Origin of the sequence: Photorhabdus noenieputensis, from assembly GCF_018448935.1 — a bacterium.
In the GTDB taxonomy this organism is placed as follows: domain Bacteria; phylum Pseudomonadota; class Gammaproteobacteria; order Enterobacterales; family Enterobacteriaceae; genus Photorhabdus; species Photorhabdus noenieputensis.
This window is the reverse complement of sequence record NZ_RCWC01000015.1, coordinates 1-15225: the sequence shown is the minus strand read 5'-3', so window position 1 is coordinate 15225 and position 15225 is coordinate 1. Positions and strand designations below refer to the sequence as shown.

General features: G+C 42.3%; 4 protein-coding genes and 1 pseudogene. 1 reads left to right on the top strand and 4 read right to left on the bottom strand.

The annotated features are described in order from the left end of the window. Positions 1 to 670 precede the first annotated feature (670 nt). Entirely contained in the window at positions 671 to 12892 is a 12222-nt protein-coding gene (rtxA, locus tag EAE91_RS11825) for an MARTX multifunctional-autoprocessing repeats-in-toxin holotoxin RtxA (RefSeq protein ID WP_214088680.1), read from the top strand. Positions 12893 to 13185: 293 nt separating this feature from the next. Here the strand turns inward: rtxA and EAE91_RS24990 are convergent, their stop codons facing one another. From EAE91_RS24990 to EAE91_RS11805, 4 genes and pseudogenes are all read right to left on the bottom strand, one after another. Beyond that, a complete protein-coding gene (locus tag EAE91_RS24990) occupies positions 13186 to 13257 on the bottom strand; it encodes a DUF2569 family protein (RefSeq protein WP_376744745.1) in 72 nt (23 codons plus the stop codon). 1053 nt (positions 13258 to 14310) lie between these two features. Continuing rightward, the gene (locus EAE91_RS24205) at positions 14311 to 14508 is read right to left on the bottom strand and encodes a hypothetical protein (RefSeq protein ID WP_244868807.1); all 198 of its coding nucleotides are present in this window, start codon (positions 14506 to 14508) and stop codon (positions 14311 to 14313) included. An 87-nt stretch (positions 14509 to 14595) separates the two neighbouring features. Then, positions 14596 to 14889 (bottom strand): hypothetical protein, encoded by a 294-nt coding sequence (locus EAE91_RS11810; protein ID WP_214088678.1) that lies wholly within the window; start codon positions 14887 to 14889, stop codon positions 14596 to 14598. Between the two features lie 183 nt (positions 14890 to 15072). Next, positions 15073 to 15225, bottom strand: a pseudogene (locus EAE91_RS11805) (IS256 family transposase); the annotation flags it as partial.

Genomic DNA, 15225 nt, shown 5'->3' with positions numbered 1-15225 from the left:
ATGAAAGGAAAATGAGTAATAAAAGTGGCTTACAGAATTGATAAGCCATTTTTACTGCTGAATAATGAATGTTCATTATATTATCGGTTATTCACTGATTAATGGTTATTTTTATTAATGAATTTCATTTATCATTATTATTTCCTGACTGAAAAAGTAGGATATTATTATCTCATTTACTTATATTGCTTTAATCGTTATAATCCGTGTGGTTATTTATGCAAATGGAATAAAATAATTGATCGTAATTGATGAAATGTTATATCTTAGTTTAGTCGTTACTTTATTATCTTCCCTGTATTTTCAATATTATCGTGGAAAAAAACGTCTGCGTTAACGATTTTTTTGAATTTTTTATTTATCTCTTTCAATGGATTTGTTTTAAGGTGTTTATAAATGCATCAAATTGAAACTTTTCTGAACTCGGTGCTTTTCTTGTTATATCCGTTTTATTAACAAATTACTTTTGGAAAAAAGTATGTCTGATCAATTCATGTAAACAATATCTGATGTTAATTTTAATAGCGTTTTTTCTCTATTTAATTTTTTGCTATTAAAAAGTCAGAAGATTTTACTGTTTCGTGAGAATTTTAATATTCAAAATAACTGCCCTCTTCGTTAGGTGCAGTGGTTTTCTGTTTAACCTCAATAATAAATTAAAGGACTATTGATGGGGAAATCATCAAATAGAAGTACAGAGTACTTCTTTACTGGGAAATATTACGACGATAATGGCGGTAACAATATTACTGCTATTGGTGTTGGTGGTGAAGTTTATGCTTATGGTGGCGATGATGATGTTACTGTTGGTTCATTAAAGGTCGATGTATACCATACCAATGGTGAACTTTCGATAAAGGGAGCTTCAGGTTATACCGGTATTCGTAAAACGGGAAATGGCGGCCTGTCATTTTCCGGTGCATCTGGTACGGCTTTTATTGATCACATCGGTGAAACAGGAAATTTATATTATTCGGGTGCTGCTGGTTATAACAAACTGACTCGGAAAGGTTTATCTGGAGATACAAATTTTAAAGGGGCTGGTGGATACAATAAATTATGGCATGAAACAGATCAGGGAAATGTCTATTTTGCCGGTGCGGGAGCGGCTAATGAAATTGACCGTACTTGGTATAATCATTATGAGGGTACTCAAGGAGATGTGACATTTAACGGCGCAGGTGCTGCAAACAGTATCGATTCGCGGATAGAAAGCGGTGACGTCATTTTGAATGGTGTTGGTGCTGATAATCATATCGTACGTAAAGGTAGAGAAGGTAACATTATCTTAAGTGGCGCGGGAGCAGCGAATCGCATTGAGCGTATACGCCACAGCGAAGATGAATATGGACAGACACAGGGCGATATTACTTTTGAAGGCGCGGGTGGTTATAACAAACTCTATTCTGATGTCGCCCACGGTAATATTCATTTTACTGGTGCAGGGACTTATAACGAAATTACCCGAGCAGGTGCGAGAAATGAAATAGAATTTGCTCAGGCTAAAGATATTGTTATGATATCAGCAACAATGGAGGGGCGCTGGATTCAACAATCTCAGCAAGTTAAAGCAATTAAATCCGCTGTAGAGCCTGATACTTACCTCTTTGCTATTGCCAATAATGTTAATACTAAAGTTGTCGCTGTACGGCTACAGAATAATCCTGATACCGGTAAGCTCCGTTATTATGCCACTTCTTGGTATAAGGAAGGTAATCATCTTAAGGATATTGCCAAAGAAAATATCAATGTAAATAATGGATTTATCCCTGTTAAAGGGGAAGGCGCTATTACGCTTGGCGATATTAATTTTATATATCGACAAGAAACCACGATACAAGGTGTTGAGGAGGCATTATTAAACGATAAATGGGTAAATTATTCTGTCGGTGCCAACGTTAAGGCGGAAGATGTCACCCTAGGTAGCGCCAAAATAGGAGGATATGCGATCTCTTCTAATGGCCTGAAAATTGATGTCTCTCCGGTAAAATCAAACGAACAACCGAATACTTATGTATATGCAATATTTCTGGCTCCTTATACCAAAGTGGTTGAAGTTAAGTTGGCGAATGATTATGAAACAGGGAAGCTGAAATATATTGCAAAATCCTGGTATAAAACAGGTGACCATACTCACCGTTTAGCGGATGAAAGTTTTTCCTATCCTAGCGGTTATCGATCAATAGGAGCTGGTTATACGTTAAGTCAACTTCACTATGATTTAAATGTAATAGATGATATTGCTGATAGTTTAACTGATCTTGAAGGTTATTCAGAGCAAGATCTTATCAAATCATCAAAGAATGGCGGTGATAGTTCAGGTAATATTTATTTCATCGGTGCAGGTGGTGGAAACGTTATTACATCTAATGTGACGAACGGTAATATTAATTTCACAGGCGCGGGAGCGGCTAACATTATTCTGCATGGCTCAAAATTCGGTGATACCAATTTTGATGGTGCTGGTGCAGCTAACGTCATTGTAAAAAGTGGTGAAAAGGGCGATCTGACATTTCATGGCGCGGGTTTAGCCAATGTTTTGGTTCACCAAGGCCAGCGCGGGAAAATGGAGGTTTACGCCGGTGGCGCGGTAAATGTTCTTGTGCGGGTTGGGGATGGACAATATCTGGCTCATCTTCTGTCCTATGGCAATATCTCGATCCACAAAGGCAGCGGTAACAGCCGGGTACTGATGTTGGGCGGGTACAACACGCATACCCAAATTGGTAATGGCAATGGGAACTGGTCCGGTGCGGGCGGTTTTAACGTCATCACTCAGGCGGGAACAGGGGATATCTCCGCCGTATTTTTGGGCGGAGCTAACGTACTGACTAAGCTCGGTGCGGGAGATCTGGTTTCCGGTATGTTCGGTGGTGCCAATCTTATCACCCATCTCAGTGATGAGACTGAAACGGCCAACACCACTGCTATTGCGTTGGGCGGCACCAACATCTTCACCAAGAAAGGGCAAGGCCATGCGCTGGCGGTCATGGGCGGCGGTGCGAATATCCTTACGCATATCGGTGACGGCAATACCACGGGCGTTATGCTGGGCGGCGCGAATGTCTTGACCAAAGTCGGACAGGGTGACACGACCGGCATCATGTTCGGCGTCGGCAACGTGCTGACCCATGTCGGCGACGGTTTGACACTGGGCGTGATGGCCGCGGCAGGCAATATCTTCACCAAAGTCGGGGATGGTACAGCGATTGCGGCCATGATTGGCGCGGGCAACCTGTTTACCCAGGTCGGCAAAGGGGATGCCTGGGCATTAATGGGCGGTGCAGTGAACGTCTTTACCAAAGTGGGTGACGGTGACGCGCTGGCCTTGATGGTAGCCGCAGGCAATGTGTTTACTCATATTGGGGATGGCGCAAGTGTTGCGCTGATGCTGGCAAAGGGCAATCTCGCCACGAAAGTGGGTAATGGCATGACTTTGGCGGCGATGATCGGTAAAGCCAATATCTTTACCCATGTCGGGAATGGCAATACCTTTGCCGCCATGATTGGCGGTGCCAATGTGTTGACCAAAGTTGGTAATGACCTGACCGCCGCCTTAATGATAGGGAAAGCCAATATCTATTCCCATGTGGGTAATGGCACCAGTATCGGTTTGTTTGCCGGTGAACTAAACGTGATGACCAAAGTCGGTGAGGGGACAACCCTGGCAGCCATGTTTGGTAAAGCCAATATGATGACCCATGTGGGGGATGGCTTAACAGGGGTGTTAGCTCTGGGTGAGGCCAATATCGTTACCAAAGTGGGTAATGATTTTATGGGGGTGGTTGCGGCGGCGAAAGCGAACGTGATTACGCACGTGGGCAACTCAACGACCGCCGGTATTTTGTCTGGTAAAGGCAATATTCTGACCAAAGTGGGCGACGGTACCACAGTCGGTCTGCTTATTTCCGATGTGGGTAACGTGATGACTCATGTCGGTGAGGGCACGACAGTGGGTTTCGCCAAAGGAAAAGCCAATATCATCACGAAGGTGGGTAATGGTACTGGCGTCAATGCGGTTTGGGGTGAGGCCAATATCCTGACGCAAGTGGGAAATGGCGACCGTTACAACTTCGCAAAAGGTCAGGCTAACCTCATCACTAAAGTAGGGAATGGACAAGAACTCACGGTAGTTCAGGGGAATGCCAACATTATCACCCATGTGGGTAACGGTAATGATTACACCGGCGCTTGGGGACAAGCCAACATCATCACGAAGGTAGGAGATGGACGTAATGTGGTGCTGGCTAAAGGTAAGGCGAACCTTGTCACTCAGGTAGGTAAGGGAGACAGCTTTAATGCCTTATGGAGTGAAGGCAATGTCGTCACCAAAGTGGGTGACGGTGTGCAGGTGACGGCGGCAAAAGGGAAAGCTAATATCACCACCACGGTGGGAAATGGCTTAAATGTAACCGCCGCTCATGGTGACGCTAACATTAACACCCATGTCGGTAATGGTGTTTCGGTTAACGTGGCGTGGGGGAAATATAACGTCAATACCCAAGTTGGGGATGGCCTTAATATTGCGGTCATGAAGGGTAAAGGCAATGCCAATATTCATGTTGGTGATGGTCTGGGTATCAATGCCTCTTATGCGCGTAATAACGTGGTGGTTAAGATTGGTAATGGTGATTTCTACAGCTTCTCTGCTACAGAAAGCGACAAACTCGCCTCCCTCTTTGAGCATATCAAACAGACAACATTAGGTGTGGGAGGCAGTCAGGCGATCAATTATCTGGTGCATGGGGATGAAGCTAACACCTCTGGTACCCATAAAGGCAGGGGTGCGATCAATTTAGCGGAAATCTCTGCCATTGATGGTTTTCAGATGGATGAAATTACGCCGATAAGTTCAGATTTAAACCATTGTTTCAATGGTGCGATAACAGCCGTGGAGACGCCTGACGTCAGTTCAATAGAAGGTGCTTTGAGTCAAAAAACGCTATCGGTACCAGATCAGCTAGATCAGAATGAAAATCTGATCGTTAATGGTGACTTTGAACAAGGTAATCAAGGTTGGCAGTCAACCAATGATATAGAGGCATACCTCCCAGCGAGTGCTTACGGTCTTGATAATACCGGTGATGGTGAACGGGTCAGTAAATTTGATGTTGATAAAAACACCGTAATTTGGCAGGAATTACAAAATTTGTCTGAAGGCGAAGTGGTTTCACTGACTTTTGATTTTATGAGTCATTTTGAGATGGTGGAGCGTGATTTGAGTGACAGCGGAATAGTGGTGCTGTGGAATGGTGAATCTGTATTCTCAGCGTCTGGACCGCGAGCTATACGGCGCACTCAAAAACTTGATTTAATGGCAAAAGCGGGTACTAACCGGATTGAATTTAAAGGCACAGGCCAGGATGATGGATTTAGTTATATCTTAGACAATATCGTTGTGAAATCTGATACGTCACTGGTTGTCAATAATGACTTTGAGCAAAGTAAGTTGGATTGGCAATCAACCAATGATATTGCGGCATATCGCCCAGTGGGTGCTGAGGGGCCTAATAATACTCGTTATGGCGAACGAGTCAGTGAACTTGATGTTGATAAAAACACCACTATTTACCAAGACCTGCAAAACCGTTCTGAGGGAGAAATCATTTCTCTGAGCTTTGATTTTGCCAATCGTCCCGATGCTTATTCAGCCGACAATGGCATGGATGTTTTCTGGAATGGCAAACTTGTATTCTCGACTTTTGGCGACGCTGCAAAATGGCAAAATAAGACACTAGAACTGATAGCGAAAGCGGGCAGTAATCGAATTGAATTTAAAGGGACAGGTTTGAATGACGGCGTAGGCTATATTCTGGATAACGTCATTGCAAAATCTGAGAGCCCACGACAAGCCAATATTATTACCGAACATGTGAAACAGGATAAAGCGGCACAAAATGCATTAAACGATAAAGAAAAAGCCGAAAAAGATCGTCAGCTTCTGGAACAAGAAAAAGAGAAACAACAGGCGGCGATTGCGAAATCACAATCCCAATTAGAATTAACGGATCAGGCAGCACTTGGCCAAAATGGGCTGACACAGCGTAATGCGATAGAAGCAGAAGCGCAGGCGGAGACTGACGAACTGGTTTCCATGACGCAAGGTTTGGAGGTGTTTGATGACTATGCCGATTACAGCGGCCAATCAGGTGATCAATGGCGCAACCAGTTTGCTTCCCAATTTTTGAACCGTGCACAGGATCAGTTGAATTACACCAAATTTATTACCCAGAAAAAATTAGCTAATGCTCAACAGTCTATTACGGATAACCAACAACAAGTAAAAGAAGCGGTTAAGAAATCCGAGGTTGGTGTAGCACAGAGTGAGCAGCACCATGCCAGTGCAAAACAAGATATTGCAGAGGCTCAGAAGAAAGCAGAGTTAAGAAAAGAAGAAGCATTATTGCAGCAACAGCGGGCCAATGAAGCGGAAAATGACGCAAATATCGCCTATCAAGGGGCGGAATGTCGGGGTAAACGTGATATTGCTGTGGCTGAAAATAAAATTGCCCAAGTACAAGAAAATGTTAGAGGGGCAAAACAGAGCGATTCCAAACCTGATCGTACCGGTGCCGGTGGTAGTGGTTTGTCGGGCAATGCCTACCAATCGACAGGAGCAGGGGAAACCGGTAGCCATATTGATCCCGAATTAATACCGGAAGTTGAAAAAAGATTCTACAAGGGATTGACCGAAGAAGAATTACAAGCGCTGGAGAGTGCTAAACAAGCGGTTGATCGTTTACAGATAAATGCCAGTATTCGCGCGGAAAATACCGGCGTTTTAACTACTTCAAAGTTTGTCAAAGTACAATTTGACAATATGGTGATGCCAACGTCGAGCAGTTTAGATAAGTTTGTCAGAAAATTACCACGTATTTCAGGCATTAATCTGGAATCGTTGGGGAATGATGCCAAAGTAGAGCAGAAAAATTCCGCTATATTTGACAGTGCGAAATTTAATTTATTGAAAGAGGGGAATAAGTTATTTATTAAATCTAATGTACGAACATTAGGGCGGCAAAGGCAGCTTAGTAAAGCGCTGGTTGCAGTACGTGATATTTTCTATAAAACGATGAGCCATTTCGATGAAGAGCATGTGTTGCAGTTTGAGCAGGCACTTTCTCATTGGCAACAGCGTAGCCCAAAGGAATTCTCGCTGCGTATCAGTCAAGTGAACTTAATACGTTTTAAGATGGGACGGATGATGGAGCACTTGCAGGCCCATCGAGCCGAATCCGCAGGTATCCTTGGGATCGCCGTAGCGCCTCAACATGCTGAACATCTTAAGCAGCGAGCCATATTTGATGGAACCGGACGTATTATCGGTTTGAAAAGTAATATCACCCAAGACGAAATTAACCAACTTATTAAATGGAAAATTACACCTTTAACTCGAAAGAACTCAACGGCTGAACGGGAGGCACCTAAAACCGAAAGTGAAAGCCTCATTGTTTTCATGAGCCGATTGGAAGCCGCGAATATCCCGGAAGCGGGGCCTTTGATTAAACGGGCCAGGGAACTCTGGCTCACCGGACAAGTCACATCTAGAGAAATAATCCGATTGTTTAATGATGCGATCAGCCAGTTACATGCATACCCTGAGTTACATGGTTTGGTATTGTCATTACAGGCCGATGCTCACAGAGAAAAGTTGACCACTCAATATATTGACAACTTATTTGGCCGTCGTTTTGATTCTGAGCTGGCGCATACATTAGTGAAAACCGTCTCCCCGGATGTGATAGCCACCTCCAGGCAAATAGGGCAGTTTCTGGTGCAGGAGTTTGAGCTGTATATGCAAAGCACTGTTGGCTCCACTGTCCGCGACGGACAGATTGCTATCAGGATGCAAGCTTTTGCCGAAAAAATTAAAAAGGATATTCGCCCTTGGTTTAGTCGGGTACCTGAACTGACCACATTCCTGCAAAAACCGACCTTTGATAACTTTAAGATCATGATGACCAAAGTGGATAACGGTTTTGAAATGATCAAAATTCCGTTTCTGGCGGTAAAAATGTCGAACACTGATGGTATGGGGTTACATTTATCTCAATGGAAAGCAGAAGCGGACATTTTCTATCGGGAGCAGATCTATAAGGCACGTTCCACCAGTAGTAAGTTAACGAATATGGCGGATGTTACCTATAAGGTGAAGTTAACTGAACAACAAACCAATGATTATGGTATTGCACTGCCCTACCAGCCATCCGGTGATCAATATGAAGATTTCCTGTATGGCAGAAAAGTGGCGGCGGGCAGAGTACTGACGCCTGGACAGGAAACAACGCTTGAGCGTAACGCCCTGACACAAGGGCATTCCGTGGTGACAGGGGCATCTGGATCGACCAATATCATGGTTCATCTCAATAACTATATTGCCAGTCAAGATCCCACTTTTTCGCAGGAGCAGGCATATCTTAATACTTTGGTGTTCTTGGTATTTGATGGGGGTCATTCGGTTAATGAAAGTTTGGTGGTTTACAAAGCGTTGCAGAAGAACGGTGATGAGCGCAGGCAGGTACTGCAAAACTACACCGCCAGTTATATGGATCTGATGGATATCGCGGGAGATAAAGGAGAACTGTGGATAAATCAGGCATTAAATAATGCCTTTGAGAAAACCCAACACCTTTATCGAGAAAATACCCCTGAGAGAGAACAGAGCGACTCTCCGGTGGAAGCATTACAGGCGTTATCGGGCAAAAATGGAGCGTCAGAATCGGTATTAATTGAGGATGATGGGACTGCGCCACGGGATACGGACTCTTTAAACCCATTGACCCGATTCTTTAACAACGAATTGTATGGTTTTAAAGAAGATCGCCGCTATATCAGTGATGAGACGCAGACCATGCTTAATGATGCGGTTGCTAATGGCAAATCAAGCAAAATCACCCTAAAAGGCGAAGGGGGACGTTTAACGGGGTATTATCATCAGGGTGACATAAAACCCGATGACACCTCGACAGCAGCAGAGAAAAAAGTCGTGCTTTTCCTTCATGGTTCAGGTTTATCTGCGGAAGAGCAAACTCATGATATCCAAAGCCACTATCAAAATCAGGGCATTGATATGCTTGCTATCAACATGCGCGGCTATGGTGGTAGTGACGGTAGTCCAGATGAGCAAGGATTCTATCAGGATGCCCGGACGATGTTTCGCTATTTGGTGCAAGATCGCGGTATTAATCCGGGTAATATTATCATTCATGGCTATTCCGTCGGTGGTCCGGTGGCGGCTGATCTTGCTCGATATGCGGCACAAAATAATCAAGCCGTGTCAGGTCTGTTACTCGACAGGCCAATATCGAGTATGACCAAAACCATAACCGCCCATGACGTACCAAACCCCGGCGGTATGGTTGGGGCATTGGCAAAAGCGATAAACGGACAATTTTCAGTAGAAAAAAACCTAAAAGGTCTGCCGATCAATACGCCTATCATGTTATTAACTGATAATCAAAGTTTGGGGCATGAGGGGGAAAAGCTGCGTGCAAGATTGACCGCTTCTGGTTATCGCGTATCGGGTGAACAAACCTTTTATGGTCATGTCGAGAGCGGTGCTTTAATGAACCAATATGCTGATAGGATTGTATCGACGTTCTCCGATTTTCAAAATAGAAATCGGGATGTGGTGAATAGCTCGCTGCAAAAGAGCGACAATCGTGGGACACGTTTTGGTAGTCAGATCATTATTCAAATGGAAAATGACCCGACTGTAGCGAAAGCAGCGATCAATCTGGCGAGTAAACACCCAGCATCCAGCGTAGTGGTTAAACTTGATGCTGATGGTAAATATCATGTCATTTATGGTGATCTGGCCAGATTATCAGGCAAATTACGTTGGCAGATTGTTGGTCATGGCCGTAACGGGTCTGCACAAAATAACACTCGTTTGAGTGGTTACAGTGCTGATGAATTAGCGAGAAAACTAAAACAGTTCAGCCAAAACTTTAACCAGGCGGGTAAACCTGATCGTATCAGCATCGTGGGTTGTTCACTGATTAGTGATGATAAACGGAATGGTTTTGCCTATCGTTTTATTACCGCCTTAGATAAACAGGGCATCCGTAGTGATGTTTCAGTGCGTCGTAGTGAAGTGGCGGTTGATGCAACAGGTCGTAAATTTACTCGCGATAAAAATAATCAGTGGGTTAACAAATTGGACGATAACAAACTGGTGTTACGTTGGAATGAACAGGGTGAGCTAACAACGACAACAGAAAAATTGCGTCGAGGCGTGGCTGAAAGCGATATTAACCTTGCCAAAGTGGGGTACACCGAAGCTGATTCCGTAACCAGAGGGGCAATTGCGGATAACCATGATGTTTTCATCGCGCCAGGGAGACGCAAAAACAGGGTAGAGCTTGGTTCAAATCCTCAATCGGAGCCACTGAGTTACGCCGGGAATATACAGGTAAACGTGGGCGACGGTGAATTTACCTCGATCAATTGGGGAACATCGAACGTAGGTATTAAAGTGGGTACGGGCGGCTTTAAATCACTGGCCTTTGGCGACAACAATGTGATGGTTCACATCGGCGATGGCGACAGTAAGTACAGCGTTAACCTGAGTGGTTATCAAGCATTTGAAGGAGCCCAGATGTTTATTGGCAACCGTAACGTCAGCTTCAACCAAGGTCGCAGTAATGACTTGATTGTCATGATGGATAAATCCATCCCTACGCCACCGTTAGTTAATCCATTTGATGGCGCTGCTCGTATTGCCGGTGTACTGAAATCTATTGCTCATTCTGGCGAAGAGCGGAACTGGTTGGCGGCGCAAAATCAGCAGTGGACACTATCTGGTGCGACAAAATTTGTGCAGGACATGTCTGGTTTAGACCAAACCAGTAGTGTGGATTACAAGACATTGGTTGATCTGGATTCGCAGATTGAGCGCAGTAGCCGTGGTTTGAAAAGTGACACAGAAGCGGCGCTGAACAAGAAATACCACCAATGGTTAAGTGGTCACGGCAACAATATTGATACCAAGAAAATGAGTCGCGCGGATAAATTCCGTCAAGCCAATGAGAAACTGGCTTTCAATTTTGCAGTAGGTGGTCAAGGGGCGGATATTCAGGTCACAACCGGTAGCTGGAACTTTATGTTCGGTGACCATATTCAATCGATTCTGGATACCAACTTAGGTTCTCTGTTTGGCCTGATGACGCAGCAATATTCAACAACGGGTCTGGCGAAGACAACATTTACTTACAATCTACAGGACTTACCGCGCCAGCTTAAAAACAAACTCATTGGTCGGTTAGCCAGCGTGAATGCAGATACCACTTTAGCGGATATTTTTGGTGTGGATTACACCTCGGAGGGGCATATTGCGGCCCGTACTGGTGAGCCGGTTGATGGCAAGGATATTTTGCGAGAGATGCTGGAAGTGATTAAGCAGTTTGGTGGTGATCAACTACGTATCTTCACTGATCCGGATAAATTGATTGATGGTTTGAAACAGAACGCCGATATGAGTGCTGATGGTATTGAATCATTTCTTGTCAGTCATGGGCTGAAAGAGAAAGCGCCTGATGAAAATCAGGAAAAGAGTGTCCCGGGCGCTATTAACAGTGAGAATATTCAGGCTAATAACAAACCAGATCGTGCATTGGGCTTTAATTCGCTGAACTTACCTAACCTGTTTGCGACGATATTCAGCCAAGATAAACAACAAGAGATGAAATCGTTAGTGACCAACCTGAAAGAGAATCTAACCGCAGATTTGCTCAACATGGAGCAGAGAACGTTTGATTTCTTGCGTAACAGCGGTCATTTGCAAGGGGATAGCGATATCCATATATCGTTGGGGAACTACAACTTCAACTGGGGCGGTGACGGTAAAGATCTCGGTGCTTATCTGGGAGATAACAACAACTTTTGGGGGGGACGCGGAGATGATGTTTATTACTCAATCGGCACCTCCAACATCTTTACCGGTGGAGAAGGTGATGATCTAGGCGTTCTGATGGGACGTGAAAACTGGATGTTTGGCGGTAATGGCGATGATACCGCAGTGGTAGCCGGACGCATTAACCATGTGTTCATGGGTGAGGGGGATGATCAGACATTTGTTTTTGGTGAAGGTGGCGTTATTGATGCCGGTAACGGGCATGACTACGTTGTCACTTCTGGTAACTACAACCAAGTGGATACTGGGGAAGATCAGGATTATGCGGTGACTATCGGTAATAACAACCGGGTTGAGCTAGGTGAAGGCAATGACTTTGGCAGGGTATTTGGTAATGACAACCGAATTGATGGCAACATAGGTGACGATGTAATTAAACTGATGGGCTATCATGCGGTCATTAATGGTGGAGAAGGTGATGACCACCTGATCGCGGCCACAATTTCGAAATTCAGCCAGTTTGACGGCGGTGATGGTCAAGATCTACTGGTTTTGGGGGGATACCAGAACCACTTCCAGGGTGGTGCGGGGGTAGACAGCTTTGTGGTCAGTAGTAAGGTGATTGACAGTCAGATTGATGATATCAATGCAGAAGATATGATTGTCTTTAACGACATTGACTGGCAAAACCTGTGGTTCCAACGCAGTGGATACGATCTTGTGTTATCAGTGAATCGCCGTACTCAGGATAAAACTGCTCAGAGCCTGTTTGAATCGGTGGGTTCAGTCACCTTTAGTCATTACTTTAATGGTAACCGCGCCAAAATAGTAACGCAGATGGGGCGTAAGGATGTATCAGGAGAACGTGAATTTACGGCACTTTCAGACAATGCGGTTGACACCTTGATTCAGGCAATGAGCAATTTTGCTCCTACAGCCGGTGATAACGGTTTTATCGAAGGGCTGGATAGCAGGGAGAAAATGGCTATTACCACGGCCTGGGCAGATACCACAATTGGCAAGGGGAAATTTGCCTGATTAACTTGCTAAACGCTAATTGATAATAGTAAAAATGGCTCACCTAAATAGGTGGGCCATCGTAATCCCCCATTCGTCCACGCTTAAGAATCAAGTAGAGATTAAATAGTCTTAGCCCAGTAAAATACAGGACTCAGACCTTAATGAAGACATGATTTAAATTGCCTGATTTTTGTAAATAATTCACAAGGCCGGGGTGGTTTTGACTATAATATTTTTGGAATAAATATTAATTACAAAAAACTTACCTATTATTATTGAATGTTATTTGCAAAATAGTTTAATTTTACCCATTACTTTATAAATGTTCTTTTAACTCGAATAGATATAATAAAATAAGGTACCCATATACATGCATAAAACACAGTTTTAAAAAGTAAGAAGAGATAACTATAATCCAGTTTTATTTCATATATACCCAATGGATTTCAAGATGCATCGCGACGGCAAGGGAGTGAATCCCCGGGAGCATAGATAACTATGTGACCGGGGTGAGCGAGCGCAGCCAACAAAGAGGCAACTTGAAAGATGACGGGTATACATAATGAGCCAATGCTAAATCGGTTATTACACATAATGAAGTAAAAACCAAAAGGATAATATAATATAAAATAAAGGTAAAACAAATAAATTAAAATCCTATAAGGATATGTAATTCACCTAGAAAATCATAACCAGCGATCAAAATTGTCATTGTTTTATATGATCTAAATAAATAGCTTAATATTACGAAGATAATGTTTATTGCCGGAAAATAGAGAAGCCCGCCAATTCCATTCAGTTATTTCGCTTCACATGCTGCACAAAAATCTGATTCATGTAATGCTCGGTTTTCACATTTGATACACTTCATAAAATTTCTCAAAATAGTAACTTCAATCCAAGGATTAATTATTAATTTACGTAAATCATACCAGTGATAGTATATAAACCAATATCTTATTAGTCTGATACCTCTCCTATCTTTAATAACTTTATTTACATCTCCAAGTGAAAAAAGAAATATTCCATCTATAAAAAATGACGCAACTATTTGATAATAAGGAAATAGTTTGGCTAATAAAAATATAACCAATATCCATATGATATTTTTAATAAAGAAAAACTTTACCCAATCACTCTTTTAACCATCACATTTTACATAGCTTGAGCCAGTCCAATGCACAAAAACGACATCATTGTAAATCAATACTACCATTAGAAATATATTAAATACCTGTATTAGCTCATGTATCAATCAAACTGGTCGCTAGTGCGTTATTATCCACGTCTTATTTTACAACATCTCGTGATAAGAATAGACCAGTATAAGGTTCGAAAAATATTCTTCTTCCATAAAAATCAACAACAAAATATTGTCCTTCAACAATATTCAACCCTTCGTATGGGTAACTTGTTTGACCTTCATTTTGTAAATCCTAAGGTTCTATTTGCCAAAGAAACTCTCTATTCTTTGTATAAGAAAATAAATTATTTAGTCCATCACCTCCTATAGGAATATCAATTGAGACAAGAACAAAACCATTATCAAATGCTATCGCTTTAATTATTTTCTGATTAAATATAATTAAGTATCTATTGATATCAATCTTGTTATTGTTAAATAAAATAGCCATTTTAATCTCCTATTTTTTTGAATATCCCGTTCATTAGTAAATGTACCTATCCTTTGCCTCATAAGATTAAATTGAGTTCCTCCTCCTTTATAACCAAACAGACTTTCCATTAAGTGCATTATTGTCTACAACAATTACGTAGAAAAAAACAAATAAAGCCAAACAATATAAAATAACCATAATAACGTATTTTGAAGACTTATTTCCATTTAAAAAAACAAACTCTTTTATGAATTCAATATTATCTCTATGTGCAAATTTTCTTTTTGAGAAAAATCCGCAATGAATAAGAAAAACAAGAATTGAAAATGCTCCAATAAAATAACCAGCAAAGGAAATTAAATTTCCATTTTTAATAAATTTAAACAAAATTACAGACATATAAATAACAAATAATATTATCATGGAAAAATTAGCAAGTTTGTTTTTATTAAAAAATAAAAATCAAAAAAGAGCAATGGAGATTTTACACTTCTTAGTGAAACTTTTTTGTTCAAGCAAAAATAGATGAAGCAGGTAAGAAATCGAGGGCGTTCAGAATTCTGTGTCACGTTAATTTAGCGGTTACAACGTTATCACATTATCCAAATGCCCTTCAAAGTAAATATAGAGTTGCGACAGCGTTAGATTCCAGCTCTGTATTGGCATTGTCCATTTTTCCTGTGCATTGAGAAGCCCCAGATAAAGCAGTTTCATCAGACTGTTTTCGTTCGGGAA